The organism is Pseudomonas sp. ChxA, assembly GCF_030263855.1.
Taxonomy (GTDB): Bacteria; Pseudomonadota; Gammaproteobacteria; order Pseudomonadales; family Pseudomonadaceae; genus Aquipseudomonas; species Aquipseudomonas fluorescens_CB.
The window spans coordinates 85,015-110,285 of the sequence record NZ_JARPMK010000004.1; the positions used below are offsets into that span (position 1 = coordinate 85,015).

Consider the following 25,271-nt stretch of genomic DNA (forward strand, 5'->3'; position numbering starts at 1 on the left):
TTGTTTTCCTAGGCCGCTGTGGCGGTTGCGTGGTCGACTGGATTTGCCCACTCGCGAACCAGCCCGTAAAGCGGTGGTTCGTCGAAATCGACACCTGCCGGGTTCAGCTCAACATCCTGTCGCTCTGCATACTCCAGCAGCTCTGTGAGCAACTGCGTACGGCGCGCATTGTCTTGCTCCAGGGTGTGAATTTGCATCGACTGCTCGTCAACTTTCGAAGCTTGCTCTGCCAGGGTGCGCACCACTGTCGAGACTTCTGCCAAGCCCTCGCCTGCGCCCATATCGGCCAAGTTGCGAACGTTGTTCAACACTTCTGCGGCCAGCTTGCCAGCGGCGCGGTAATGATCGCCCAGCACCGAGCTATCGCCCAGCGCGTGCAGTTTCCAAAGTGCGTTCTGAATGTCCATTTTTCGATTTCCGATGTGGCTGTGAGGGCTCACTTGAGCCCGTAATTACGCTTCAGCTTGACGATGCGAGCTGCACGCTGCTGCTTTCGAGGCATCCCGTTCGATAGCGGCCTGAGTATTGAGGATCGGGTACGGGCCGCCCAAACCGGGATCGCTCACGACTGCTTTGCTGCACCTGGTTCATTCGTGAATGCAGTAACCCAGCTTGCCGGCAGGGTGGCCATGGGCGATATGGAAATCGTGTCGCCTTAGCAGGCACAGAATCTTCATAGCCATTTCCCTTAACAGTTCTGGCTGGGCCGCAAGTCACTCATCTCCATTCCGAGCAAGCCCAATGCTTTCCCAGTCAGCGATTCGACTGATAGGTCATCGACGTGCCCTCCAATCGCCACTCGGACATGGCCCGAGTCAAAATTACGCTCCAGGTGCATGACGATCCGCTCACCTTGCAGCAGGTGCATTACCTGATCCAAAGCGGTGCCTGATTGACCAACCAAAATAAGAGGACAGTCGTTTCCGGCGCACCATTTGACAGCGCGGGTGACTATCTCTGTGATATTGGGCACGCGGGTGAAGTGGTCGATCACTACGGCATCTACCTCATCCTGCGGCGGCTCCCAGATAGGCTCTTGCATTAGGCTTGGCTCAAGCATGAGCATCTTAAGGTGCGGCCGCATATGCCAAAGCAGGAACGACTTTCCAGACGCAGGGCCTCCAGTGATTACAAGGGCTTTCATAAAGTGTCTTCCTGATGATCAAAGGGAGCGAAAAGAGCCCCTCTCCTAATGACTCGGCCCAGCAACGGCTGAGCTTGGAATGCAGCTGAGCGACTTCCCCTTGAAGATTCCACAGGCCGTCGCAGCTATTATGGACAGATCCTAGGGCAGTCGCATCAATTGCCATCAGCAGTCGCAGGTATTCCGAAAACCTGGCACCGCCGATTGAGGCTTTCACCAATCAGATGGCGCATCTATTTCAGAAACCTACAGCTGCGATCCTTCAGAGCATGCTTAAAGCGTATGGCATCGAGCCGACGCCCAACTAAAATTTCAGTTTAACTTTCGGAACGATGGTGCCGTCGTTGCCAAGGTTTGAAGCCACAACTTGGATCACGTGAGAGTTGAGCAATTCCTTTGCAAACTCCTCCGAAATGATTTCTGAATCGCCATTAAGCGCAACGAGGTAAGTCAGATGAGTATCCCCCGATATCTCCATGGAGTTACCGTTTTGCTGGGTTGTTCTGGTTATGATCGAAGCCTTGACGGAACAAACTGCTGCCCTGTCTGACAGCGGTTTTGCGATCATCTGGAAGCCGCGCACCACCTTCTGTTCGCGCACACCATCTTTAACAGTACCGGGCCTTACCAAGCCGGAGAATACAGCACTATGTCCGCAGAAATCTTCCAGCGCTCGCCGTGAAAAATCTTTCAAAGAAGCCGGTGGTATGACCTGGGTTTCAACTGGATCGGTATGCCAAATTGCATATCCAACGGCGATCCCTACCGCAAGAGCCAGCACCGTTAGAGCGGTGGGCATATTTCGTTTCATGTAAATTCCTATGAGGACTTTCGCCTAGTAACTGGTAATTTAGCAGCCAGTTTTAAACTGCCGAAATCAAGGGTTCAGGTGACAGACCGTTCAGCTATCAGTTGAGAGTTTTGCTAGCATTACCTTTTGACACCCCGTTGAACGCTACAAACGCATAAAATGCTGTCAAGGCACCTGGACCCACGTACATGACTGCTTTAGCCACAATCAAAGACATCGCCAGGAGACTATTCGCAATCTGATCCATTTGAGCATTGGCGCTTGATGTATCAAGAAAGGTATTGAAACCAACTCCAATTACCAAGACAACTGCAACAAAGAAAACTGTCATGAACCTCCAATATTTACGTGCAGGCTTCGACATAATTAGAAAGGCGAAGCATACGCTGAGGCAAATCATGTAGTAACGATAAGTCCATTCAGTAAAGCCAAGCAAATCGGCTCCGGCCCCAATTAGCTGGGTGAACAGAATTATTCCACAGGCAACAAATACCCCGCCGACCATTCCCCAAAACATTCCGACTAAAGTTTTCATATTTTTCACATACCTTAATGCAAAAGCGCAATATTTAAATAGATATCATGGCGCAGAATTGTAATTGGTTTATTTCCATATCGGTCTATCGGCTATCTACCAAGCCAGTAGAGCAGTCGGGAGGTGATGCTCTGTTTTTTGATCGCTGCCTCCCTTTTCACTTGGCGATTTTGGTAAGGAGAGTTGGCATGAGTTACAAGCTGCAATCCGGCCTCGGTCAGCAGGTAGACGTCACGTTTGCATTTCAAGCAACATTTCCCCTTGATGGCCAGGCCCCGTATTTGAAGCGAATTAACCGTATCCAAAAAGGTATTCGATACGTGTACCGAGAGCCAGGTTCGGTTGAATTTCCACTGAATCGCACTTCCTTGTACCCAATGACCCTTTGCAAGTGATCGTAAAGCTATGAATTGATCTTTCGTGAGCCGTCCACGGGCTTCATCCTGGCTAGGAGGTTTAGATTGAAGTGTATTCATTACGCATCCTCACTTATCCGTATAATTATCGATAGCCTGCAGCGACTTAGCGATCTCCTTGGCCGTGGTTACACCGACAAGCCTGGATGATTGAACCTCAACCCCATCAGAGCGATACACCTGAACAGATGCGGGGCCCAAAAGTCCGTTTAGCTCCAATAAGCTGCGAACCGAATGGCCACCCTGACTGAGGTCGACTCGAATAGTTTTGAAAGCCCCGAGACTGTCTCTTATCAATGTAACGTGCCGCGCTGTGTCGGCAACTTGGTCGCTCCCTGGGGCCCAACTCGCTACCCACTCCACAAGAGCCGGGCTTCCCGCAGTCTTAGCTTCAGCAAGGGCTATGGCCAACTGCTGTGGTGTGTTGACCAATATCCAGGGCTGTTCACGGGGGGCCTCTGAGGAGATGCCTGGACCCAGAGGCTGTAAGGGTGACGTTTCGCCTTTGAGCATCCCGATCCATGCGGCGATCCCATATAACAAGACGGCAATCGCGGCGACCCTACTTGACAGCGATAGCGCTGACCCCAGTGATCCGAAAACTCCAAGTGACACGGCCGAACAGACCGCCACTACCCCATAAAGGCCCAGTGTTACCGGCCCTGGCAGCACACGTCCAAGCACCCAAACTCCGACAATGGCCAGAAGCGCGCGAACGAACACCAGAATCGCCTCATTCCACTTCCCAACTGAGGAAAGCAGTCCTCCCAATGTCGCGGCAAACAGCACCAGCGGACTGCTCATACCCAATGCGATCCCGGCAAGTTGCGCTATCCCTCCAATGGGCTCACCCCCTGCCTTGAGGTACAGCATCACCGCTGCCATCGATGATGAGGTGAATGGTGTTGTGTAGATAAGGGATACTAAGCCCAGCATTACTGCGCATGGGGCGCCGGCAAAAAATACAAAGACTCTTCTGGCGTGATGTCCATGGACATCTCGCCGGGTTTTGCCAATGTGAGTTTCCATAACAGCCAGACCCAACAGAACTAATACTGACGGTACGAGTATCCATGCGGACTGAGCGATGGGCTGTATCTCGATGCCGGCTTCGGTTAGCGCTATAGCTGAGCTGAGGACCACAAGACCTGTCGCCATGGGTGCCGTGAAAGCTAGTCCTATAGTGATGCCTCTTCGGACTGAGGGTTTATCGAGTAGAAGCAGAAACGCGAGTAGTGGAATGACAGGCAAAACACCTGGTGTGAGGAACAGTTTCAGGCCCGCTATGAATGCGGAAACCACTGACATTGCGCTCCAGTCACTGGCGGCTGTAATCCCTGCATCCCCTTCTATACGGATGATCTGTTGATCAGGGGGATAGCAAAGACCTTTTTCGGCGCACCCTTGGAAGCCAACCCTCACGTCAAAGCCATCAGCACCATGGTTCTGAACTGGTAGGCGTACCACCAATGTGTCGTGATAAACCTCCACGTTTCCAAAATAGGGATCTGCTTTGTGCTCACCCGCGGGCAGCACTGCTGCGCCTGACCGAACACCAACGCCCTGAGCTTGAAAACTCAATTTGGACTTGTACAAGTAGTACCCAGGCGCTGCCAGGATGCGAATTTGTACGGAATCTGGAGTGCCAGTTGCGGAAACCTTGAACGCTTCATGGACTGGGAGGAAGTCTTGGTTTGATGTGAATTCAAACCCATGAGCAGGTACCAGCACCGCGAGACAGGTAAGCCCGATGATGGCAGAGATAAAGCTTCGGAACATTGAGGGCCGCACCTTCAGGAAGAGCAGCCATGTTAGATCACTTGCTTCGGGCAAGCCGCCCAAAACGGGTGGGGCTTTTCCACCTCCACTGGGACATCTGATCAGTTCAGGTTAGGGGCGCACACGAGGGCAAATGAGTAGCCGAAGTCATCGTCATGAGCGGATCCCGATGTTTTTTTCGAGTTGATTTCGTTCATTACAGAAGCGATCAGGTTGTTGATGTCAGGGAAGTTGCTATGCCGGGTGCCCTGCAGGCGAACGAACAGTGCCTGCCCGGCGGTTGGTGCTTCTGGGTGAAATGCCACAGGCTCGTCGAAGAACGATGGGCCTGGTACTTGTTCTTGGTACGCATACTTATGGGTTACGACCCCGTCACTACGTTCGCCTACCGTTTCGCCTTTGATGAGTTTCAGGAATACCTGGTCAAGCTCAGCAATTAAGTGCGCCAGAGTCGTCTGAGCGCTGCCATGGATCTCGATTACAACTTGCTTCAATGGGTATGCGTGATCTATCCAGCTCTGGCTTGGGCCTTGTTCTAGGTTTACGTCAATTGCTTGGATCCCTGGGGCTGAGCTATCGACTGAGGTGGCCTTGAGGAGAGCCGAATCGATATGCACTACAGGTTTGCGAGGCTTAAGGCTTAGCGAGTCGAAGAGTTTACGGAACATGATTGCTTTCCTGGGCGGGGGAATGAAAGGCCGGCCGTTGAGTTGACCACCGGTCGTAGTGACGAATAGCTCCGCCCTCGCTGGTGATGGGTTGAAGGGCAGCGGTCGTTGTTCCGGGCTGTGGGCGACCTGCTATAACCATCATTTCAACAATACCCTGCCGTCTCAACCCAAAATGACGGTACAAAATAGCGCTAGGGTTGACCAAACCCGTTACCCCTCCATCCATTGGGCCGTAGAGCTGGTATCGACTATTCAGTTCGCGCTGTTACCCTGCACTGAATGATCAGCCCCGCCATGGAGAGTGAGATGGCCCTTCCCGATTATTCAACCGTTTCAATTTTGAGCTACAGCCCTATCGTCGGTGTGCGGCGCGCAACTGGAGTCCCGATTAAGCTACTCAAGGATGCGGATGAGCGAAACGCTGTGTTCAGTGCAGATGCTACCCAGCTAACATCCCTCACAAAGCAACCGGACCCCAAGCTCCGACTTGTCTTCGGGCTCTGGGCAATGGATAAGGCTCCATCGCCGGATCTGCGGGATCTAATTCCCCTTGAGGTGATGATCGTTCACTACGTCCGTTCGCTGCCTACCTGGTCGATGTTGGGCAAGGCCCCTGCCCTGAATATCATCACTTTGGATTGGCCGATTGGTGACAGCTACGAGCTCAGAGCCTTCCTGATCGGAGGGGATGCGCCTATGCCACCTGAGCAGCTCCGGTATTTCTACGAACAGCAGAAAGGACTTTATCGCCCCGAGGTGGCTGATCTGATGCCCGAGGTGAAGGAGTAAGAAGGCGCGGGCGTCGGTTCAGCTCTGCGATTATTCGTCAATGCTCGTGATGTGTCGGCGTTTGAGCGAGTTAATTACTCCAGCTACGCCCTCAAAGAGAATCCCCGGCACAACTACAAGTCCCAGGCCCCCAATCATGGCAAGCGTGACAAGCCTGACGGCTCCGGTCAGCCCCATCTCAAGGGTGACCCGAATCCAGTACGTTATGAGCAGCCCTAATGATTGGACGCTGCTCCCGAAGCTCACATATGAGGCCGCTATCTCACTAGCCGCGCCGGCGAATATTGCAGTAACTCCCAGCATCAGCGAACCCTTCAGCCCAACTCGTACATCTGCCCAGCTTGGAATGGAGTGCATGGCGATCACCAGTATTCCCAGCAGTACAGTGAAACCCACGCCGCCAGACGCAGCCATCACGACAGTGGCATTCAACGTCCTAACTGCCTCATCAACGATCCAGCCTGGATCGCCAGATATCTCAGACGGCACGCTCACAAGACCTTGGCCCTTCAGGACGTAGTGCACGATCGTCGCACCTCCGATCAAGGGTGCAACACCCTGTACTGCCATTCCCGCGTTATTGAAAATAGATCTGGGGTTGGCTGTGAATACTACGTATCCAAGGCACCCATCTGTTCTGCCAGGCGTGTAAAGCGCTACCCGTTGGACCTGCAGGCGGAACGCGATACAGGCCAACAAATGAGATAGCTCATGGACAGGGGCCCCGATCGCACCAGTTATCTGGTACGCGCGCCATGTGAAACGGCTTATGCGGCTCAGGGCGAGGTGCCATACGGTGATTGCTGCCGTGGGTATAAGGAGCAGGGATAAGAACATCTGGAGCATCAGCTATACCGCTGGATTAAGTTGGGCGTCGATCAAGTATGAGGCCATTTCGGCTCGCATCATCCCCAAAAAAGGGGTATCAAGTGCCCCAAAATGTAGCCATTCAGGTTGCGGCCGTTATTCTTGTCCTCATGGCCAAGCCCCTTTTATCTGCACGGCCCGGGAGGTAAGTGATGTTCAGCCCTATTTTTCGAGGTTTCGTCCTCAGCCAATCCCAACTTGATGCTTTGGTACCTTTGCTGAACGAAGAGATGAGCAGAGCCAGACCCCGAAGTCGGAAGGCACTCGAGGAAGCAGCTGATGCTTTGTTCCGGGCTGCTGGTTGCGAAGTGAATGAAGTCAACAACGAGCGTGCCACCCCAGAAATGATTGCCAAGGCCGATAAGCGTGACCGCGGGAGTGTGAAGTGAAAAGGATATTGATGCTCGGCCTAGCTGGCTCGCTTGCCCTTCTGGCGGGTTGCAGCGGCATTCAGACAACCAATCCAGGCGTAGTAGGCGTGGATCGAACTCAATACATGTTTGCCGGCCTTTCTCAGAATGATGTCGACACGTCATATGCCCTGTCTTACCGGGCCGGGGTGAAAAAGGCCGAGGCGTCGGGAGTCCTGATCACGAACTCTCCACTTGGCAAACATGTCCAGCAGATTGCTGTACGGCTGGTTATGCAAACACACGTCTTCCGCCCGGATGCTGAAAAGTGGGGATGGTTCGTTAACGTCATCGATGCCGACGTTGTGAACGCGAACTGCGGGCCAGGCGGAAAGATCATTGTCTATAGCGGCCTGATCAAAAGGCTCAATCTCACTGATGACGAGCTTTCGATTGCCCTAGCGCATGAAATTGGGCATGCAATACGTGAGCATGGACGGGAGCAGGCATCGCAGAATGCTGTCTTTGAACTTGCAGGAGGAGTTGGAGCGAATGTCCTGGGTGCTGGTTCGTTAGGTAAGAGCGCTATCACTAAGGCGCTGAGCACCGGGGTAGGTTTGCCATTTAGTCGACGCGACGAGGAAGAAGCCGACTTAATCGGTTTGGAGTTGGCAGCTCGTGCTGGTTTTGACCCTCGCGCAGCAATCACCCTTTGGAAGAAGATGGCAGCCGTTAGCAAGGGTTCGTCCACCCCGAATTTCCTGAGCACTCACCCGAGCGATGGCGATCGGATGAAGCTGCTCGAAGCTGCAATTCCTAAAGTGATGCCTCTCTACCAAGCTAGCCTGAAATAGCCTTGCCACATTTGCGGCCGGTCAGGCTTCATCGAGTTCATGCAATTCCGAAGCCTGGGTTTGAGTAGTCATTTCATCACCGTTCGTTAAGCTATTCATCCATACCAACTCATTCAGTTGCTGAAAGCAGCCAGGCTGCCAGCGAATTCGCGATCGTCAAATCCGCACTACAAGCTCGCCTACTCTTAGCCCCACCCATTCCTATTAAGGTTCCTTCGAATGAAAGCCCATGTCCGCAAACAGAATTCCTTCGCGAGGGTAGCCATAGCTGCGACTTACGGAATTCTGGCTGCCCTATGCGCTCTGGCATCAGATGCCTCAATCCCTACTACGATAGGGGTTGCTATGGGTATCAGCGCTGGAGTTTGGATAAAAGCACCACGGCTGTTCAAGTTATCCCGCTGACCTCCCTCTCCGCTTATACATCCCCACGACCCGAGACGTGAATTTGGTGACCCCCTTTTGAATGGAGTCATCACTGGATCACGGGGAGAATATCCAGCGCTAGGCAGCCCGCCTAGCCGCCTGAAGGCGTGAATCCCTGAAGTGATGGAGCGCTATGCGAGCCCTAATTAAAAATCTTAGCCAGGTTGAGGGCGACGCCTCAACCGTTAACGTTAAGCGGACGACACTCGTCGCCGGCGCACTTATCACCATCGTCGTTCTGATGGTCCTGGTAGTCATCGCGTTCTATGCTTCCTTCAAGGCTATGAGTGCTGCGAATGCGGTGGATGATGCCTGGCAAAGTCAACGTGAGCGGATCCTCAACATCGAGGCTAAGTCAGTGCAGGCCAGCAGTGACGCGGCCGAGGTTAAGATCAGCCAAGCAGCCATCCAGCAAAAACAGCTTGCCTCCGAAAAGAGCATTGCCAGCCTGCAGCAGTCGATCGAACAGTCACAGTCCTACCGCACAGCAAAAGCCGCGCTCGATGCTGAGCAAGAGGCCGCTGTGGCCAAAATTGAGGCTGCGAAGGCTGACGCTCAGAAGCAGGTAGAAGAAGCAGAGAAGAAGGGCGTTGAGAATTTCGACAAGATGCTTGTCGCTCGCCTTCAGAGTCGATGGATGCGTCCTGAGTCAGCCACTTCTCCCGTGTCAGTAGAGGTTCTAGTCCAATTCGCTCCAGACGGCACCATTACCAACGCACTGGTGCCGACTTCCAGCGGTTCGAAGGACGTGGACGACTCAGTGATAAAGGCTGCTGCTGATTTGGCCAAAATTCCTGAAATGGCCACGGTGAATCGTGCGATATACGTGAAATATCTTCGCCAGCGCACAGTGAAGTTCGAAGCCGGCGCGTAAGCAATTGAGGTAGGGAAAGACAAGAAGGCCCCTAAATTAGCGGGCCTTCCTTATGCAGCTGTGGGAACGAAGTTCGCGGGTATCTCGTATGCTCGTATTCCAACAGAAGTACAGTCTTCAGACTCACTACACTCATCCTCAAGCGCTGAGTCATCAAAGCCCGAGACAGCCTCAATTTTCACTTGATAAGGTTTATGGTCTGGGCCTAGCTCAACAAATACCTCTGCATCAGCGCTATATCCCGTCAGCGCCTCGATAACTGCACTTGTCAGATCGTATTCTTCTTTCGAATCCCGGAGAAACCATTCTGGGTCATCAAGCGAGCTCGCACATTTCCCGTGCTGTATCTCAAAAGCGCGAATGAGCACTGAGATCCCGGCTTTTGAACTGGCATCCGCGACCAGTCTGATGCTTTCGATCGATACACAGTACGGCTCACCGTCCTCTCCAAGGGTCACAAAAATGCAGCTATCTGCATCAAACTTGCGAAGGGTCTTAACCAAGTTTGAAATTTTCATATGATTAAACCAGTGACTTAGGTGCAGGCTGGTCAGCCAGCAGGGTTGGCTGATCGTCAGCAGACACCCCTTCGGGCAGTTCGTAGTGAATCCCTTCGAAAATTGCTTGAGCCTTTTTTGGCCCTATACCTTTTACCGCGCACAGCTCATCTATCGAGGCGTTGTTGACCCTGAAAACAGAGCGGAAATGATTGAGCAGTTTTCGGGCGGCTACAGGACCACAACCGCACTTCCCCTCTAGATCGAATAGTGCCTGGCCAATACCCGCCGGTACTTTCCCTTTGCGCATGGGAGGTTCATACCCCAGCCCTGTCTGGGCGTGTTTCGCCATTCTATAAATTATCCCCGCAGCCCGCTTCGGGCTTTTGTACCAGATGACAGTTTGACCCAAAACCACTGCAAGGTAGCTCAACGCACCATCTAGTGCGTCAGGGTGGATCTGCGATCTGACGGCAAAAATGTCGCCTTCTATCAACCAAATGACTTTCTTGAAGTTCAGCCCCATCTTGTTGGCCTGGTTGATAAACCGGCTATCTATGATGCTGGCGCAGAAATCCGCAGCCGTCTTGCGCTCGACCACTAGGTTCGCTTCCAAAACGTAATCGCCAGTTTCGAGATTCCCGGTTGCGATTTCAGCACCCAGCTCACGAAGGGCTTCGGGGATGCGCGATGGAATTTCCCGGGAGTCGACAAATATCTTGACCATTTCGGTTCCTGGTCCGGTTTAGGAGTGTCTTCAATATAACGACTGTGCCCGTTTCTGCCACTTCGAACTGCATACTGAAAAACCATCATCCCTACTGGATTCGGGCACCCTGTTTTGGCTTTGAATTCCCTTATAAGCCGTTACCCTATCCGCACCAACAAGAGGGATGAGTGGTGACTGAAAAGCATCTGGCGCTCCTAGCGTCGACAATTTCATTGGTCCTAGCAACCATGTCTGCCACAGCGCTGATCATGGTCAACTCTGCACGCACCGAGATGAAGACCCAGCATGAAGAGAGCCAGCGGGAGATCGGGAAACTGAACTCGCTTGTTTCGCAGCTAAAAGATAACCAGATTGCCATGCTGCCGCTCCTGGGGCGCCCAAGTGAGATTTCCACGCCACAAGAGCAGGCACCCCAAGATGAGGTCCAGTCTGTTGCATCAAGTCAAGCCGATACGAGCAATGACCAGCCAGATGCGGCGACAGCCGTAACCGAACCCCACCCGACTCCTAAGGTTGCTGTACGGGAATCGCAGCACGATATCCCGGTGGGTATCGCAAAGCCCGAAATCCCTCTAGGGCCGGCTGCCCCGACTCCTGCCGGCGTAAAAGTCTTCAAAGCTACTGACTCTCGGATCGAAGAGTCCCCGGTGCGTGAAAGTGGAGCTCCTCAGGCGAGTATCGGAAATGCTGGGGACACAATCCTTGCGGCTTTCCAAACCCCAACAATGGGGTTAAAGCCCCACCCTGTACTTGATCAGATCAAAGCACCCGTTGTAGTCGAAGAGCCCAAGGTGCTGGAGAGTGTGGACGGGATTCTCGTATCGAAGATCATCTCAAACTGGAAGCGGCCTGAAAGCGCCCGGAACGGTATGGCCGTCGAGATCGTGATCAAGATGGGGCGTAAGGGTCATATTGAGTCGGCAAAGGTGGTCAAATCGAGTGGTGACAAGGCATTCGACTCCTCTGCGACTTCTGCCATCCTGGCTGTCAAGCAGCTGCCTGAAATGACCCAGGTCACCGACGGTACGTACAAGCGCCTTTACCAAGAACGCAGAGTTCGCTTCAGCCCTGAAGACCTCTCGGGCTAAACCAGCTGCTTCAAAAAAGCCGACTAGATGTCGGCTTTTTCGCATATGTACATCAGTCTACTTTCGACTGCTTGGCAGCTATGCCTGCACCGCCGTTGCATAAGCATGTTGAGCATCAGCGTCCTTAACAATTTCGACTTCAAACTCAACGAACTCTTCAGCTAAGGCCTTGTTGATAGCCTCAACCTCCAGATCCGTAATCCCGGTAACCCCTGGCCAGATTCGGACGTAAGCAGCTTCGCGCGGAAACATAAAACGGCCTCGGGTGTACGACTCGCGCAGGACAACATCCACGAGCGTTTTCTGAAAAGCATCGGAACTGATGATAAATCGTAAGTCTGACGAGAATTTGCCACTGAAGTGCTCGGCACCTTCGATTTCGATCACGTTAGGTTTTACGTTCAGATACACCCGATTTCGTACAGCTTTCCGAGTGAACAAAATCAGCCAAGTGCAAATAGCCATACAACTAGCTGTACAAACGGTTACTGGCCAGAAAATTTCTTTAGGTACATAGCCGCGCCACAGGAATGAAAGGCAGCACCAACCAATAAAAATCAACGGAGGTGAAATGAGCTTCCCAATTTGCTTGCCCTGTATTTCCTTCAAAGTGATTCCTCTTTAAGTCGTCAGTTCCAAAGCCGCCCATTAGCCTTTTAAAACAGGTTTTCTCGATCTCAAGCGGTATTTTCTGTACAGATGAATAAGGACAGCTTCAACACTGCTCACCACAACAATGGCTATCAAGAAATTGGTCAGCGTAGCGCTGAAATAGATGAGGCAAGCCATCATGGCCAGATGTCCCAGGCCACTGATGATCATGTTCATCCTTGCGATGCGTGTCATTGCTAACTCCCATACTGGAGACTTTATACGGCCTAATTCTTAGCGAGCGGCGTCTTCCGCCTGAACCTGGGTATCCAACAGATCCATCACTGACGGCGCATCAATCTCTCTTCCGATCCGCCCATACGCCGGCACAGTCTCATCACCTAACATGAGAGTGAGGGATGGTGTTTCATTCACTCCAAACTGCTCACGAATGCTGTGGGTAGCCGCGTCGGGGGTTTCGATACGAATAAGCCTATAGCCAGCAAGTTTGGGGTTTACGCTCGGATTCAAAACTGTCAAATCCAAAACTGAAGAACATGCAGTACAGCCAGGCGCGGTCCAAAGGATCAGACTCTTCTGTCGCGCCGCAACGGCCGCTGCTATCAGGTTCCGCCCTTCCCCTTCGTTGTTTGCAAGCTTCCATAGCGATTCATGTGTTTGTGCTGGTGGCTGCAAGCTCCTGAGCGGCGTTGTAGGGGCCTCGTGACCGGCGAGCCCACCACCAATTGCACAGGCGCCGTAAACGATTAGGAATACCCCGAGAGTCTGCCTCATGGCAGGGCGAAGCGGCTCAGTTCGCCTCATCAGGAAAATAACACCTGAAATAGCAGATAGGAGGCCAAAGGATGCAAGCCCCGCAGATGACCAGGTCGCAGCTGGCAAAACGGCGACAGCGGCAATCCCGGCCAAGGTGAAGGCTGACGCCCCCCAGAACACCGGTGAGCCAACTTTTAACCAATCGTGCCTACCTATGCGCGGTATCAATGCTTTGTTGCCTCTTCAGCAGATTCGGCTTCACTGGCTAGGAAGGTTTGAATCAGCTCAGGATCGGCCCCGACCCACTTCAACGCATCAGACATCAGATTAAATCCCCGTGTGCTCGCGTCGGTTTTGCTTATGGTTTTTTTGACCTTTTCATCCATGACGACCCATGTTTTCTTGGTGTCTTCAATCAGATCAACGACTGAAATCAAACCGCTCTTGGACGCGACTAGCATGGGTGAGTTCCTATGTTTTGGGGGGTGTGCCCATTCAGACCCAATGCTAGGTCCCAGATCTGTCACTAGCAAACCAAACACATGCTACGAAATCGTGTTGCTCGTTCGACCCTTGCAAGCTTTGATTAATCTGTGCGCGAGCATCGCCCACTTGAGGTAGGCATCAAGCCGCTCTACATACCCAGTGCCGGGCTTGCTCGTGCTTTCTCCGATTCTGAACAGCTGAAGCTCTGTATCACAAAGTGAGATCCTTAGAACCAGGATGCCGCGGATGGATTTTATGTGGTCATGAGCTTCTTTCGGCGACATGCCTGCCAGGCCGAACAGCGGCAGTTCGCAATAATGGCAACTAGAGAGATTTACGCCGTTCCACAGCAGCGAGGCTGTCCAAGGGTTTTTTGAGGCTTCCCCACTGTTTTTTGTGCACTCACTGCAGACGACCTGCCAACGCTTTCGCTTGCCCGGGCGCTTTACCTCGGTGAGGATCGCGCCACTTGAACAGGAGTCGCAATCGAAAAGCGCCACGACCCTTGGGTCATGAGAGCCAAAAGCAAGCGTTGGTACCGCACATGAACCCTGAGATGTGGCCAGAAGCAGTTGCAGCGCTTCTTTTTTGCCGGCCAAGCTCAGCTTCTGATGTCCCTTGGACAATCCAGGCATAACAGCATTCCTTGCTTCCGGCCGAAGCCGGCTATTTACCGCGACTTACAAAGCAACGGGGTGGTAGAAAAGCGATTCCACAGGGTCCCGTATCCATCATTGTGTGTTGCGTCTACGACAACGATTTCCACGCAAGAGCCGTCAAGCTGAGCGCTGTAGGCCTGCGCGACTGAAGGGGGAACCACTGGGTCGTTGGAACCAACAATGTGTCTTTGGGGAATCTGAGCAAGCCGTGCTTTGTACGCCAAAGGGGTGATGGGGGCTTTGAGTGGGCTCAGCTTGTGGAGCTTTGTCCAAAATACCGGGTCTACGTTGCCGGCAATGGTCTGCACCTGGTCAACATCATCGCGCATACCGGCCAGCACGAGCGCGACCTCACCACCGCCCGAGTGCCCAACCAGTTCAAAAGCCTCTACATTGAAGCGACGTTTCAAGGCAGTTAGGGCTGAATCCATAGAGTCGATGGCCGGCTTACCGAAGCGTGATCCAGTCCAGACATCAAGGGTGCAGGCGCTGGACCTTACAAACTGACATGGCCTGGCCAAGTACGCCGCGGATGTTAAATCCTCAGCTGCAAACTGAAGCATGAGTGAAGAGTGTGGGGTTGGATCAGTGCTCGGTTGGGAGGATGTTGCCCAGGCGTGGCCGTCCCCCTCTATGTACACACGTAGGTGCTTGTAAGTCCCCGGTGCGGGAACCATTCCCTGAATAGGAAATGTAGGTGTCTGTAGCACGGCTCCTCTCAAGGAGCCTGTCGAAAACTGGGCAAGGTTTACCGGTGATGCACAGCCTCCCAGCAAAGCAGCACTGGCTAGGGCGATGCTGGTGATCATAGTCTTAAGCATTTTCAGCCTCTCTCTAATGCATCTCTCGATAGCGTCCCTCAAGGAGGCTATCGGCAAGTGCATCCAAAAGAATAACGGCCAGCAATGCTGGCCGCTTCTTCTAACATCCTGAATTTATTCTAGAAATCGTATCGGGCCTTGACCGTGAAGGTATCGGCATTGAAGTCGGTTTTCTTGAGGTAGGAGTAGCTCGCGCCTACCGTAACCGCACCGATCGAGTAGTCAGCGCCCAGGCCCAGCTCGAGGCTGTTGCGAGCGCTAGACGCGCCCGAGGACACGAATGGAGAGCCGCCCAGTGTGTAAGTGCTGGTGGTGTTCGCCTTGTCTCCGATGAAGTCGTGGTAAGCCATGGCCGTCGCCGAAGGCTTCAGCGTACCGTTCATGAAGCTGAAGTCCTTGGCGACACGAACGCCGCCGCCGATTTCACCTACTTCGATACGCTGGCCACCGACGCTGAGAGCAGCACTGGAGTTTTTCTCGGTGTAACCATCGATCTTCAGGTTGCTGTAGCGCAGAGCAGCACGTGGTTCGACGAGGAAGCCGTTGTCGAAGTTGAAGCCGTAACCGCCCAGTACGTTGATACCGAACAGGTCACTGTCGTAGTCGCCTTTTGCAACGGTGTCTGCGATGTCACGCTTGCTGGTGTTTTCGTTCTTACCGATGGTCACGCTACCGTCTACGAAAGCAGGGCCTTGGTTCCAGCTGCCGTAGGCAGTCAAAGCGTATGCATCGACGTCGGTCTTGTTGTACAAGCCGTTCACTTTCGAGTTGATGTAGCTGTAGGCAAGACCCAAGGTCAGGTCCGGGGTCAGCTTGCCGTCAGCACCGATGACGATACCGCTGCTGTAAGCGTTGTAGCCTGCAACACCATCACGCGAGCCTTGGTCTGCATCCGAGTACAGTCCTTTGACCCATACGCCGGTATCTTTCAGCACGTCACCGGAGGACATGCCGCGAACTTCAGCATTGCGGCCGTTCAAAGCGTTGGAAACCAGAGATTGGCCGCCCAGTGCAGCTTGAGTCGAGCCACCGTTCACGTTCGGGGACAATTGCTCAGCCAAGCGAGCCAGCTGCTGTTCATCAGCATTGGCGAAGGCTTTGAAGACCTTGTCGTTTGCATCCAACTTGCTCAGGACGCTGTCAGTGAAGGGGCGGATAGCGCGGGATGCATTACCTGAAGCGCCCATCTTGGCGATCAGGTCGGCAACAGTCGAACCAGACTTGCCGGTAACGGTTGCGGTCACTTGGTCGCCGCTAACGTTGAAGCCGGTGATGTTCAGTAGTGCGGAGCTGCTCACCACGGACAGACCGTTGTCGGTCAGCGTACCGGCTTTCACCAGAGTGTAGGTGGTGCCTTGGCTGTTGCCGGTGAAGTCACCCGGGTTAGCGGTAACACCGATTTTGCTGCCACTGGCGAAGGTAGCGTTACCGGCCACATTCAGGATTGGAGTTGCCGGGTTGGTTTGATCGCTGACTCGAAGTTGCAGCGTCCCCGCCGAGGCTACGTTCATATCACCAGTAAAGCTGGTACTGGTAGAAGCCAGGTAAAGGGTGCCCGAGTTCACATCGACCAAGAATGCTTCGATCTCTTGGCCATTGAAGGTGCCATTGCCGTCGACCTGGACGAGGTTCAGGCCTTCCATGTTGCCGGTGATAGTGCCGGCAGTCCACTCGAGGCGGGTTTGGAAGTTACCGTTGATGGATTTCTCGCCGCCGACGATCGATCCGCCGTTCTGGTGAATTACAAACAGATTATTCGCATTGTCATCTCCGCCCTCGGAAGGGTCGTAGTTGACGCTTTCCACGCTGATCCCGGTACCAGTCGAAATGATGTTGCCGGTGTTGATGATGCCGTTGGTGGCAGTCTTCACTTCCGGGGCCAGTGAGTCGACGACGCGGATGCCCACCGCGTTGTCACCAGAGACCTGGATGGTGCCGATGTTGTTAAGGGCGTTAAAGTTCAGGCTTTTGATGACGATGCCGGAGGTGTTGCTGCCGCTGCCTGCGATAGTGCCTTCGTTGATGACGTCATGGCCGAAGTTGATTTTTTCCAGGCTGATGCCGGCCGAATCATTACCAGACACGGCGATATTGCCTTTGTTGATGACGTCTTTACCGATGGTGCCCAGATTACTTGTACCGGTGGATGTGAAGGCGTAAATGCCTTTAGAACCCGTGCCACTAACCGAGAGCTTGCCAGTATTGATCACATCGCCACCGATCTGGGTATTACCCAGTTCGATAGCGCGAGGGGTGTCGCTGTCGATGGTGTTGTCAGCGCCGACCAGGGACATGTTGCCATTGTTGACAAAATTGCCGCCGATCGTAGCGCCGTCAGTAACGATACCTACTGGGGCCATGCCGGAGAGTTCGAAGTTCCCGTTGTTGGTGAGGTTGCCACTGACGGTGGTAGGTACTGCATCGCCGTCGTCCGAGGAATCCAAGTCCAGCGCATCAACGAATTGACCGTGAGCGGTTACATTCGCGTTATTGGTCAGGTCGCCGGTAATGGTTGCACCTTTAAAGCCGGTACCATCTTGATCCGCTTCGCGGTTTGCGTTGCCGGATAGGGTTACATTGTTGTAACTGACTCGAGAGTAAGCCACCTCGCTGGCTCCACTAACATCCTTGTTCAGGTCGGCAGGAACAGCCAGTGCGCTGGCGCTTGCAGCGGTGATGGCCAGGGCCAGGAAGGTCTTGCTCAGTGTGTGTTGGCTCACTTGTTGAATCCTTGCAATGTGTGGGGGGTCCGGCGTCCGTAAGGGCTAAAATTTGCTTCGGATGCTGGCTGCGGAAAAGAGCATAACGACCAAAATCATTTCGACCAGTCAAAATGGGTGGACAAAATCCTCATCCGCAGAACGCCTTTGTAGCAACCCTGATACGTCTCCAAAACGGGTGCTTAGTTAGCACACTACCGTTCGTCAGACAAACTGAACTCTCAGGGAATTTTCAAACCACTGTTTTATATACGTTTTTTTTGAGGATAAAAAATTAATTTCCTCAGATTGGGACTGAATGCTCTGTGAAGGGTTTCACAGACGAAGGTGTCAATGTACTATCACTCCCCGAAGCCAATAAATTGGCTCATAAAGTTTGGCGTGCTGGGAATTATCCCGCCGTCAGACACACGTGTAGAGGGGGAGACCTGGTCTCTCTGCCTGTAGTTGACGGCACCGACGGCTGGGAAATATTTCCCCGCTACTCGCTAGGGAAGGTCGTACCCATTTTTTGGGCGCGGCCTCCGTCCCTGTCTTGTCTGCTATAAGGCCGAGTCCAGTCAATGGACAGCCCCCTCACAAATAAATGTAGGGGGTGAGCAGTGCACAATCAGATTCTGGACCTGAATCCGAAATTGGCTGATAAGGCTAAGGCAGCCGAAACGGCAGCCTTGAACGATTTCCACGAGAAAGTCGTCAAGCTATCTGAAACCTTCTCTATAAAGGAGACGGCCCGACTTCTTCGTGTCAGTACCGGATTTCTGAGGACGCACTCAATACAGCGCGGGGTGACGTTTGCCGATCGTGAAAGCCGCACCCCTGCAGAGAAGCGTAAAGTCAAAAAGCTCTGGGATCACTATCTGATCCACTATGAGACCCGTCAGGTCCAAGCCCCTACCCCATTTGTTAAGCCCGGTGACCTAGCCATCAATCCCGGTCTGGAGCTCAAAAGCCGCCGCGCCTGGGTCAATGGTCAAAATGCGTTCCTCGCCCGTTGTGTCGAACTTTCTGAACTGTTCACCGTTGCAGAAGCAGCTGACATCCTTAAGGTCAGCCATCGCTTCCTCAAAACCTACGCATACAATGAGCAAATCACATTCGTTGGCGGCCCTTCGCTGGATGTGAAGAACGAGTTCTATTGCCGAGCTGAGAAGCTCGCTGCGGACAAAGCGCCGATCCAGGCAGCTGCCCAGACCCTCAACGTCACCACTCGGTTCCTCACAGGATTTGCCAAACACTGGCAACTGCCCTTCATCTTCCCTGAGTCTGTCGATTCCGCCGCCGAATCCGACGATATCTCCTTTATGGAAGACATGTGCATCGACGAGGACGGTGATGACGAACTTGTAATGTCGGATGCTGATTCCGACAGCGACTCGGTCACCTCCTCCCCTTACTACGACCGGCCGACGAATAAGCAAGCTTACGGCTCTTCGTACGCTCAGTTCTAAATGGCCCATACGCCTGGGAATCCAGAAGTCTGGCGTTAGGTTGGGCTTCTCCCCTTCCTAACCAAGGACCAATCATGGACGCTGCCGTAGAAACTGTTTCAACTGCTGATACCGAGCTTTGTGTTACCGACATCTCGATTTCTGATCAGATTAACGGTAGCGGAGACTCCCAAGAGAGTGACGGAAGGCTCCGTCTCAGCTACATAGTGCCACCAGCATTCCGGCAACCAATGGTAAATCAGGCAGCCTGGACCACTTGGTATGGCTCTCCAAAGGCCATCGCTGACGTTACCGATGTTTTGATGCGGTTACGTAGCCCGAAGCTCAATAACGTTCGGGGCCTAGCCACTTTCAACCTGCCCAAAGGGCGGAGTGTGCCCCCGGCAACGATAATGCTTAGTTTTCTGGGCGTTGCCGAGCACCGGCACATTGTGGCCGAGGTTATGGGGGATGAGTTCGATCGCATTGACTTAGGCTCCAAGCTTGAGTTCAACCTCGGTCAGCTGCTTGGTAATAAGGCCCGCGATCAACTGCGCACCATGGCACAAACCTCCGCTGCTACTGATCTTGTCAGCCATATTGAAAGATGCTTCCCGATCATGCGCAGCCTTTTCCAGGCAGGCGTATTTTACCGTGAGCTTGCACTGCCGCTTTTATACCTGGGAGCACTGAAGGATCGGCTTGCAGATAGCTCTCAGAAGCTTAATCAGACCGATCGCTTTCGCATTGATATGGCTTTGTCTGTCTTGCTCAATGCACTGCCATCGCCGTTTTCTGGGGTGATCCTAGGAACCTGTGAGTCGATTCTTAAAGTGTTCCCTGAGCAAGCGGCCAAGGAAGAACGGTTGATCGCCAAGCGGGGTCCAATGGACCCTGCTGTGCCGCTTGCTGAGCAAATGTCTGAGAACGGGTTTGCAAGCCTCGTCCAAGAGGTTGTGACGTTCCACTACAGTTCGAGCGCAGGTCGAAAGCAACCACTCCCAGCCTTGCTCAATGCCGCCGAAGCAGCAGCTTTAGCCTTAAGTCCCGGCGAAAACGTGCTGACTATTGTATACAAGCAATTCTGTGATGACTTTGCACTCCCTCGATGGAACGCGCTCACTGAGTCATTGCAAAAGCATGCAGGATCGATGGAGGTGCCCTTTGATCACAAGGCTCTCCCGAGGGACCTCATCGGCCGGGCAATTGAGCAGCCTAAAGGTCACACCTGTGAAGCCGTCCAATTGCTTCGGGGGCTTATCCAGTTCAACCATGCGCATATGGATGTCGAAGCTTTCACAAAACGCGCAGATAAGCAGTTAGCCAAGGCCCGCGAGTTGGAGTCACAGATCTCAACGTTGGGCGCGAACCTTACCGCGAGCGCGATGATCAAGATCGCCAGCCTGGCTCAGGCCGGCAGCGAAGAGATCATGGCCAACCGTAATTGGTTCAAAACCGAGGTCGAAAGTCTTTCACCACTGGTACGCACCTGGCAGCGGTTCTATGAGGAGTGGGATCGTTTGCTGCGTAAAGGTTCGCCTGGTCCAAACAAGCACGCCGCTTCCTTGGCGGTCGTCGAGAAGCTCCACAAGCAGCCTGCAGCTCCTACAGCGACCTCACCAGAGGTTGAAGACCTTCAAACCCAAATTGAGACTCTTAAGGGCCTGCTTGAGCAGAAGGACATCGACAGCAACGAGATGCGTGTTGAGCTCTACAACCTGCGGCTTTTCAAGGAAAACCTGGGTCTGCCCGTTCACCGGCCTGAACCGTTGGCTTTGAACATGGACATGATGCGTCGCGTAGCTATGCGTGACTCGATTACGCCCACGGACGTACTCATGTTCATCGAATCTGTTTCTGAAGGGCGCGTTGTGGTGCTGGATTCTGCTTGGAAGTCTGCCAAAGAGGCGGCGTCTTTCCAGCAGACCGGGCGCATGCTGGACGTTATCACCACGATGGTATTTCCGTATTACGATTCGCTTATGGCCGGCAATCCCGACTCGACGGCACGGGCCATTCTCGGCAACTCGTACTCAGCAAACGAATCTGAAACTGTTAGCTCGCATCGCCGTCTGCGGGCGCAGCGCGAATTTGAATATCAGGGCGAGATCCATTTCTTCGAACGTCACCTCAAGGCTGGCAATGGCGCTGGTCTTGAGGGTATGCGAATTCACTTTGATATCATCGATGGCAAGGTAGTGATCGCCTACACCGGGCCACACCTGGAGTGCTCATCTAGTAACTGATCGAAGCATCAATTACCGTCGTCGCCCTTTACTTCAGATGGCGTCGACGGTTTATCTTTTGGGGCGACCATCTTCGACCTCATAGTCTTCTTCACCGTCACCTCCACTGCGCCCGGTGCCTTTTTCGGGACTGTTGGTGTTGGACTGGCTTTCCCGCAAAGGGCAGGTCTTGGTTTGCGAATTGGTGCAGTGCCCACCTGTGCGCTTGCAAGCATCTCGGCTTTCTTTTTCTTGCGCGCTTTTTTACGGGTGATGTGATTCCCTCTCCCTTTGTACTCAAGGAAAAGTGGCAATATTTCTTCTGCGCGAACGAGAGCAATGTAGGACTTCGGGATCATCTTAGGGATTTTCTCTACGCGCGTTGCGCCTAGGAGAATGCACTTCCGGTCGTGATCCACGATCTTCCCCTGCAACGCTCGACCTGAGTCGAGGTAGACCTTGATTAGAATTTCGTTGCGCTGACAATAATCTAAAAAACGATCCTGCTCATTTGTCGACCGATCGTGTTGGGGTATAGCTCGATCGGAATGCTCGTTCGTTATGCGGCCGTCCTGGTCGCTAATTTTTCTGGCCATCGTTCATATGGACACCTGCATATGGACACCTGTGAACGTCAATGCACACATAATACGACCGAAAGTGATGGCATAACAGTGCGCGCCGCGAATTGGGCACGGCAAATGGCCACACATCCACAGTTTTTGGTGGTATTCCGTCAAAACTAAAAATTCTTCAGTGAGGTGATTACCAGCCGTGCTGTGGCTTAGGTATTGGTCAAGGCTGAAGGTTCGGCTCCTACAAACAATATACCTATTATTCGTAGGAAATGTCGTACACACAGTGTAGATCAATTGGCTGCAACCCGCGTCGCACGGGCTTTGCTACGGCACCTCAGAATGGATCGCGTGGCCTTGGCGTAACCGACGCAGCAAGGCTATCAATAATCAAGATCAGTTCAATCAGGTCGCAGTATGGGACGCAGCCTTCGCCGTATTTTTTCCATATGAAGGACTTCAGCCCCTCAGGCCAGTCCTCCATCATGTAAAGGGCTTGGTTTGAAACCATACCTAAACGCCGTTCAGTTTCGTTCGGTGAGCAATCCCTAGGTCCAATGGTTTTGTGCACCCGTACCCAAAGAGACTTGAACCCGTCTCTATACGACTCTGGAGCATCATCAAATGGCGTCCTGAACTGATCCGAGTCGACTAGTGCAACATCGGATTTTGGCTCAGCACTCTGTGAATCAATCGAACTCAATGGTGTCGTTGATTTCTGATTACGCCGGCGCTCTAGGTATGGCTGGAATGCAATGATCATCGGACCTCGCGTGCTGTCGGATTGTGGCCTACGGCTCCCCGAGATTCTCAAGCTAACCCAGCTGTCCGCAACCCAAACCTCAATCTCGAATTTGGTTGGGGTGTTTCGGGTTGCTGGCTAAATTTGCCCGGTTATTCTCCTCTAAGACCTTCAGCATCGCCTGAAGCGCTTGTCTCTCCGTGCGGGAACTCGTTACCGCCGGCCTCAAGCGAACCGTCATAAATAGCCATTGCTGGACTGTGGCTCAATCAATATGCGGGCTTGGTGCCCAGCCTAAAGGAATGCCAATGTTAGTATCGATGATCGGAGCTCTCGCTCAACCTGTTGCCTTGGCCATGTCTCTGTATTCCAGCGCCGAGTCGCTCACTACGGTGATGCTGCACCAGGAGGCCCCTGTTGCAAAGGTAGCCACAGTAAAGGCTGTTGCAGCTACCAAGGAAGAGCTTTCTGAAATTACTGCCCCGGGCATCCAGCTCAGCCAATACCTGACACCAGCTGGCAAAGCCTCAATGTGTGCTGCATTGGCCCAGACACTGGGAACTAAGAGCACGTCGGCAGCTATGAATCAGGCCATGCGTGACTGTTACCCCGAAGCCTCCAACACCAAGGGTGTTGAGAGCACTATCTCAACGAAGGCCCTCTGACAGGCCACCTAAATGTCCATTGGCGCATGGGTCTTCACTTTTCAGGCTCATGTCGCCTCTCACTCGATCTAGTCAGATATGCGAGCCATCAATTATTGAATTTAGTCCTAGCCCTGCTGGATAGCACCCCCTCCAGCTTACGGAGGGTCCTGACTTCGTTTTTCTGCGGTAACTAGCGGCCCATGTAAACTGGCTGTTCACAGCAGCTAGGTTTTCGGCATGCCCACCTTTCCCGTCCACACCAATGGGCCTTCCAAGGACTACGTCCTTTCGGCCTATAGTCTCCTACTTGAATCCGCTTCAGTGCTAAGGCTCGCTGCGCCGTATTTCAATCGATCTGATGAGATTATCAAGGCCGCGCGCCGCGGTGCGACCGTACAGCTTCTAGTTGGCCTCAACTCGGCAACTCATCCAGGCGAACTGGCGAAGGTTGTCGCCGAACCCAACTGTACGGTGCATTACTTCACAGATGGCTTCCACTCAAAGGTTTTCATTGGAGATGACAATCAGGCAATGCTTGGATCAGCGAATCTCACTCAGGGAGGACTGGTCCAAAACCGCGAAGCAACGATCACGCTGGATCAGCCCCACGACGAGGCTCGCATAGCTGCGCTGCTACTGCATTTCGCCGAGCTTTGGGATGATGCAGCCATATTGACGCCGGCAGAGCTCAGCAAGTTTCGAATTATCTGGGAATCGGCAAAGAAGTTGCCCTCTGCAGACGCCCTGTTCGACAAGGGCCTGGCCCCCGTCACGCCTACCAACGTTTTGGTAGGTAGTGAAAAGAAATCACCACAGCGCCTATTCCTGGCTGACATGCAAAAGCTCATTTACAGCCAGTACATGCCCGCGTTTCGTGAGGTTGCCTCATTCTTGGAGAGTGGTGGGTATCGTCGACCTGAGCTCGCTAGTTTGGATATTTCGGCTGAAACCAACAGGTTTCTAAACTGGTGTCGCCTTACTCTGATTCTCGATGATGAAACCTGGAAGGAAGCGCCGGAGCTGGACCCGGCGGCGCGGCTTACAAAATTGGCGTCGATCTCTCAAGCGTGGGTAGATACGAGGGATCCCCGTATTGAGTCCGGCTACGTAAGTTCACAAAACCTTCTGCACCAGGTGTTTGGATCACCTGAGGCTATAGGTCAAAGCAGTCAGGAGCTGCTTACAGAGGGACTGCTGCAGGTGCATGCCTTCTCGGAGTTACTACGGTTTACCCGCGGGGGCTTGGCTCAGCTACCTGTGGTCTTTTGGAAGGACAACGGCGGCGACGTCACCCGGGTGAAAGCAAGCCTTACACATCTCCTATATGGGAAGGACGACTTTGCCGTCAGGATCTGTGACTTGCTGTGGTCTGAGAACTACAGACTGTCCAAAATTGGGAAGTTCTGCTCATTGGAGCTTGTCGGGATGGTCAAGCCTCACGAGGCGCCTCCAATCAACAGCAGGATGGCCAAGTCCCTGAAATTTCTAGGGCACAACGTCCGGGTTTAGGCCAGACCAACCACTCGACGCTCGACCGCTCCCAAAGCGAGCCATCCGGACTATCCCTGTCAGCATATGTCCGACTCACTGAATCAGGCAGTGTCAGCTTGGCATCGGCCACTGAGTCAATTCGGGGGCAGCGCCAGTGACTGAGTGAGGATTGAGCCGCCACGCTGCGCCGGGTGTGACTGCAAACTCCGGCTGCGGAGGTTCCAATCATGGGACTGCGCTCCGGCGCTTATGTCCTGCACATCAACGCTGTGAAAG

27 protein-coding genes are annotated in these 25,271 nt (G+C 53.3%); 9 read left to right on the forward strand and 18 right to left on the reverse strand.

Going from position 1 to position 25,271, the window contains the following annotated elements:
- Positions 1-8: 8 nt before the first annotated feature.
- The 7 genes from P5706_RS34315 to P5706_RS34345 form a co-directional block, all read right to left on the reverse strand.
- Positions 9-407, reverse strand: a complete 399-nt coding sequence (locus tag P5706_RS34315) for a hypothetical protein (protein WP_078465758.1) — start codon at positions 405-407, stop codon at positions 9-11.
- Between the two features lie 281 nt (positions 408-688).
- Positions 689-1,144 (reverse strand): hypothetical protein, encoded by a 456-nt coding sequence (locus P5706_RS34320; RefSeq protein WP_078465757.1) that lies wholly within the window; start codon positions 1,142-1,144, stop codon positions 689-691.
- A 304-nt stretch (positions 1,145-1,448) separates the two neighbouring features.
- Complete coding sequence (locus tag P5706_RS34325; protein WP_285685147.1) at positions 1,449-1,955, reverse strand: hypothetical protein; 507 nt, start codon at positions 1,953-1,955, stop codon at positions 1,449-1,451.
- A 97-nt stretch (positions 1,956-2,052) separates the two neighbouring features.
- The gene (locus P5706_RS34330; RefSeq protein ID WP_078465755.1) at positions 2,053-2,490 is read right to left on the reverse strand and encodes a hypothetical protein; all 438 of its coding nucleotides are present in this window, start codon (positions 2,488-2,490) and stop codon (positions 2,053-2,055) included.
- Positions 2,491-2,582: 92 nt separating this feature from the next.
- Positions 2,583-2,966: a hypothetical protein gene (locus P5706_RS34335; RefSeq protein ID WP_153045942.1), complete on the reverse strand. Its 384-nt coding sequence runs from the start codon at positions 2,964-2,966 to the stop codon at positions 2,583-2,585.
- Positions 2,967-2,975: 9 nt separating this feature from the next.
- Positions 2,976-4,685 carry a protein-disulfide reductase DsbD domain-containing protein gene (locus P5706_RS34340; RefSeq protein ID WP_198834166.1) on the reverse strand — a complete coding sequence of 570 codons (1,710 nt, stop codon included), beginning with the start codon at positions 4,683-4,685 and terminating at the stop codon, positions 2,976-2,978.
- A 101-nt stretch (positions 4,686-4,786) separates the two neighbouring features.
- Positions 4,787-5,353, reverse strand: coding sequence for a hypothetical protein (locus P5706_RS34345; RefSeq protein WP_078465752.1), 567 nt, complete (start codon positions 5,351-5,353; stop codon positions 4,787-4,789).
- 309 nt (positions 5,354-5,662) lie between these two features.
- Between P5706_RS34345 and P5706_RS34350 the strand changes: the two genes are divergently transcribed.
- Positions 5,663-6,145 (forward strand): hypothetical protein, encoded by a 483-nt coding sequence (locus tag P5706_RS34350; protein ID WP_153045941.1) that lies wholly within the window; start codon positions 5,663-5,665, stop codon positions 6,143-6,145.
- A gap of 30 nt (positions 6,146-6,175) precedes the next feature.
- Here P5706_RS34350 and P5706_RS34355 read toward each other — a convergent pair whose 3' ends face one another.
- A complete protein-coding gene (locus P5706_RS34355; protein ID WP_153045940.1) occupies positions 6,176-6,670 on the reverse strand; it encodes a hypothetical protein in 495 nt (164 codons plus the stop codon).
- A 494-nt stretch (positions 6,671-7,164) separates the two neighbouring features.
- Here P5706_RS34355 and P5706_RS34360 point away from each other — a divergent pair, with 494 nt between their 5' ends.
- From P5706_RS34360 to P5706_RS34370, 3 genes are all read left to right on the forward strand, one after another.
- Positions 7,165-7,401 carry a hypothetical protein gene (locus tag P5706_RS34360; RefSeq protein ID WP_078465749.1) on the forward strand — a complete coding sequence of 79 codons (237 nt, stop codon included), beginning with the start codon at positions 7,165-7,167 and terminating at the stop codon, positions 7,399-7,401.
- Positions 7,402-7,412: 11 nt separating this feature from the next.
- Positions 7,413-8,216: a M48 family metallopeptidase gene (locus tag P5706_RS34365; RefSeq protein WP_186353504.1), complete on the forward strand. Its 804-nt coding sequence runs from the start codon at positions 7,413-7,415 to the stop codon at positions 8,214-8,216.
- Between the two features lie 559 nt (positions 8,217-8,775).
- A complete protein-coding gene (locus P5706_RS34370) occupies positions 8,776-9,516 on the forward strand; it encodes a TonB C-terminal domain-containing protein (protein ID WP_169904209.1) in 741 nt (246 codons plus the stop codon).
- A gap of 50 nt (positions 9,517-9,566) precedes the next feature.
- Here the strand turns inward: P5706_RS34370 and P5706_RS34375 are convergent, their stop codons facing one another.
- Both P5706_RS34375 and P5706_RS34380 read right to left on the reverse strand, forming a co-directional pair.
- Positions 9,567-10,034 (reverse strand): hypothetical protein, encoded by a 468-nt coding sequence (locus tag P5706_RS34375; RefSeq protein WP_078465746.1) that lies wholly within the window; start codon positions 10,032-10,034, stop codon positions 9,567-9,569.
- A gap of 4 nt (positions 10,035-10,038) precedes the next feature.
- On the reverse strand, positions 10,039-10,740 hold the full coding sequence (locus tag P5706_RS34380; RefSeq protein ID WP_078465745.1) for an ERCC4 domain-containing protein: 702 nt from the start codon (positions 10,738-10,740) through the stop codon (positions 10,039-10,041).
- Positions 10,741-10,913: 173 nt separating this feature from the next.
- Here P5706_RS34380 and P5706_RS34385 point away from each other — a divergent pair, with 173 nt between their 5' ends.
- The gene (locus P5706_RS34385) at positions 10,914-11,831 is read left to right on the forward strand and encodes an energy transducer TonB (protein ID WP_153045939.1); all 918 of its coding nucleotides are present in this window, start codon (positions 10,914-10,916) and stop codon (positions 11,829-11,831) included.
- A 78-nt stretch (positions 11,832-11,909) separates the two neighbouring features.
- Here P5706_RS34385 and P5706_RS34390 read toward each other — a convergent pair whose 3' ends face one another.
- The 6 genes from P5706_RS34390 to P5706_RS34415 form a co-directional block, all read right to left on the reverse strand.
- Positions 11,910-12,440 (reverse strand): hypothetical protein, encoded by a 531-nt coding sequence (locus P5706_RS34390; RefSeq protein ID WP_078465743.1) that lies wholly within the window; start codon positions 12,438-12,440, stop codon positions 11,910-11,912.
- Positions 12,441-12,479: 39 nt separating this feature from the next.
- Positions 12,480-12,677, reverse strand: a complete 198-nt coding sequence (locus P5706_RS34395) for a hypothetical protein (protein ID WP_078465742.1) — start codon at positions 12,675-12,677, stop codon at positions 12,480-12,482.
- Between the two features lie 746 nt (positions 12,678-13,423).
- Positions 13,424-13,660 carry a hypothetical protein gene (locus P5706_RS34400; protein WP_078465740.1) on the reverse strand — a complete coding sequence of 79 codons (237 nt, stop codon included), beginning with the start codon at positions 13,658-13,660 and terminating at the stop codon, positions 13,424-13,426.
- 84 nt (positions 13,661-13,744) lie between these two features.
- A complete protein-coding gene (locus P5706_RS34405; protein ID WP_078465739.1) occupies positions 13,745-14,320 on the reverse strand; it encodes a hypothetical protein in 576 nt (191 codons plus the stop codon).
- A gap of 35 nt (positions 14,321-14,355) precedes the next feature.
- Entirely contained in the window at positions 14,356-14,775 is a 420-nt protein-coding gene (locus P5706_RS34410; RefSeq protein WP_285685160.1) for an alpha/beta fold hydrolase, read from the reverse strand.
- Between the two features lie 509 nt (positions 14,776-15,284).
- Positions 15,285-17,885: an autotransporter family protein gene (locus P5706_RS34415; RefSeq protein WP_078465737.1), complete on the reverse strand. Its 2,601-nt coding sequence runs from the start codon at positions 17,883-17,885 to the stop codon at positions 15,285-15,287.
- Positions 17,886-18,487: 602 nt separating this feature from the next.
- Here P5706_RS34415 and P5706_RS34420 point away from each other — a divergent pair.
- Together P5706_RS34420 and P5706_RS34425 are read left to right on the forward strand one after the other, a co-directional pair.
- Positions 18,488-19,336 (forward strand): hypothetical protein, encoded by an 849-nt coding sequence (locus P5706_RS34420; protein WP_078465736.1) that lies wholly within the window; start codon positions 18,488-18,490, stop codon positions 19,334-19,336.
- Positions 19,337-19,410: 74 nt separating this feature from the next.
- The gene (locus P5706_RS34425; protein WP_078465735.1) at positions 19,411-21,561 is read left to right on the forward strand and encodes a hypothetical protein; all 2,151 of its coding nucleotides are present in this window, start codon (positions 19,411-19,413) and stop codon (positions 21,559-21,561) included.
- An 8-nt stretch (positions 21,562-21,569) separates the two neighbouring features.
- Here P5706_RS34425 and P5706_RS34430 read toward each other — a convergent pair whose 3' ends face one another.
- A complete protein-coding gene (locus tag P5706_RS34430; RefSeq protein ID WP_285685163.1) occupies positions 21,570-22,136 on the reverse strand; it encodes an RNA chaperone Hfq in 567 nt (188 codons plus the stop codon).
- Between the two features lie 316 nt (positions 22,137-22,452).
- The gene (locus tag P5706_RS34435; protein ID WP_153045938.1) at positions 22,453-22,878 is read right to left on the reverse strand and encodes a hypothetical protein; all 426 of its coding nucleotides are present in this window, start codon (positions 22,876-22,878) and stop codon (positions 22,453-22,455) included.
- A gap of 287 nt (positions 22,879-23,165) precedes the next feature.
- Between P5706_RS34435 and P5706_RS34440 the strand changes: the two genes are divergently transcribed.
- Positions 23,166-23,522: a hypothetical protein gene (locus P5706_RS34440; protein ID WP_078465733.1), complete on the forward strand. Its 357-nt coding sequence runs from the start codon at positions 23,166-23,168 to the stop codon at positions 23,520-23,522.
- 219 nt (positions 23,523-23,741) lie between these two features.
- The gene (locus P5706_RS34445; protein WP_078465732.1) at positions 23,742-25,013 is read left to right on the forward strand and encodes a phospholipase D-like domain-containing protein; all 1,272 of its coding nucleotides are present in this window, start codon (positions 23,742-23,744) and stop codon (positions 25,011-25,013) included.
- Positions 25,014-25,271 lie beyond the last annotated feature (258 nt).

Coding starts and splice junctions, on each gene's coding strand:
- P5706_RS34365 (WP_186353504.1), top strand. CDS start 7,413: ATGCTCGGCCTAGCTGGCTCGCTTGCCCTTCTGGCGGGTTGCAGCGGC.
- P5706_RS34440 (WP_078465733.1), top strand. CDS start 23,166: ATGTTAGTATCGATGATCGGAGCTCTCGCTCAACCTGTTGCCTTGGCC.
- P5706_RS34330 (WP_078465755.1), bottom strand. CDS start 2,490: ATGAAAACTTTAGTCGGAATGTTTTGGGGAATGGTCGGCGGGGTATTT.
- P5706_RS34400 (WP_078465740.1), bottom strand. CDS start 13,660: ATGCTAGTCGCGTCCAAGAGCGGTTTGATTTCAGTCGTTGATCTGATT.
- P5706_RS34325 (WP_285685147.1), bottom strand. CDS start 1,955: ATGAAACGAAATATGCCCACCGCTCTAACGGTGCTGGCTCTTGCGGTA.
- P5706_RS34370 (WP_169904209.1), top strand. CDS start 8,776: ATGCGAGCCCTAATTAAAAATCTTAGCCAGGTTGAGGGCGACGCCTCA.
- P5706_RS34350 (WP_153045941.1), top strand. CDS start 5,663: ATGGCCCTTCCCGATTATTCAACCGTTTCAATTTTGAGCTACAGCCCT.
- P5706_RS34335 (WP_153045942.1), bottom strand. CDS start 2,966: ATGAATACACTTCAATCTAAACCTCCTAGCCAGGATGAAGCCCGTGGA.
- P5706_RS34395 (WP_078465742.1), bottom strand. CDS start 12,677: ATGACACGCATCGCAAGGATGAACATGATCATCAGTGGCCTGGGACAT.
- P5706_RS34375 (WP_078465746.1), bottom strand. CDS start 10,034: ATGAAAATTTCAAACTTGGTTAAGACCCTTCGCAAGTTTGATGCAGAT.
- P5706_RS34380 (WP_078465745.1), bottom strand. CDS start 10,740: ATGGTCAAGATATTTGTCGACTCCCGGGAAATTCCATCGCGCATCCCC.
- P5706_RS34435 (WP_153045938.1), bottom strand. CDS start 22,878: ATGATCATTGCATTCCAGCCATACCTAGAGCGCCGGCGTAATCAGAAA.
- P5706_RS34405 (WP_078465739.1), bottom strand. CDS start 14,320: ATGCCTGGATTGTCCAAGGGACATCAGAAGCTGAGCTTGGCCGGCAAA.
- P5706_RS34320 (WP_078465757.1), bottom strand. CDS start 1,144: ATGAAAGCCCTTGTAATCACTGGAGGCCCTGCGTCTGGAAAGTCGTTC.
- P5706_RS34340 (WP_198834166.1), bottom strand. CDS start 4,685: ATGTTCCGAAGCTTTATCTCTGCCATCATCGGGCTTACCTGTCTCGCG.
- P5706_RS34445 (WP_078465732.1), top strand. CDS start 23,742: ATGCCCACCTTTCCCGTCCACACCAATGGGCCTTCCAAGGACTACGTC.
- P5706_RS34360 (WP_078465749.1), top strand. CDS start 7,165: ATGTTCAGCCCTATTTTTCGAGGTTTCGTCCTCAGCCAATCCCAACTT.
- P5706_RS34425 (WP_078465735.1), top strand. CDS start 19,411: ATGGACGCTGCCGTAGAAACTGTTTCAACTGCTGATACCGAGCTTTGT.
- P5706_RS34315 (WP_078465758.1), bottom strand. CDS start 407: ATGGACATTCAGAACGCACTTTGGAAACTGCACGCGCTGGGCGATAGC.
- P5706_RS34345 (WP_078465752.1), bottom strand. CDS start 5,353: ATGTTCCGTAAACTCTTCGACTCGCTAAGCCTTAAGCCTCGCAAACCT.
- P5706_RS34410 (WP_285685160.1), bottom strand. CDS start 14,775: ATGGATTCAGCCCTAACTGCCTTGAAACGTCGCTTCAATGTAGAGGCT.
- P5706_RS34430 (WP_285685163.1), bottom strand. CDS start 22,136: ATGGCCAGAAAAATTAGCGACCAGGACGGCCGCATAACGAACGAGCAT.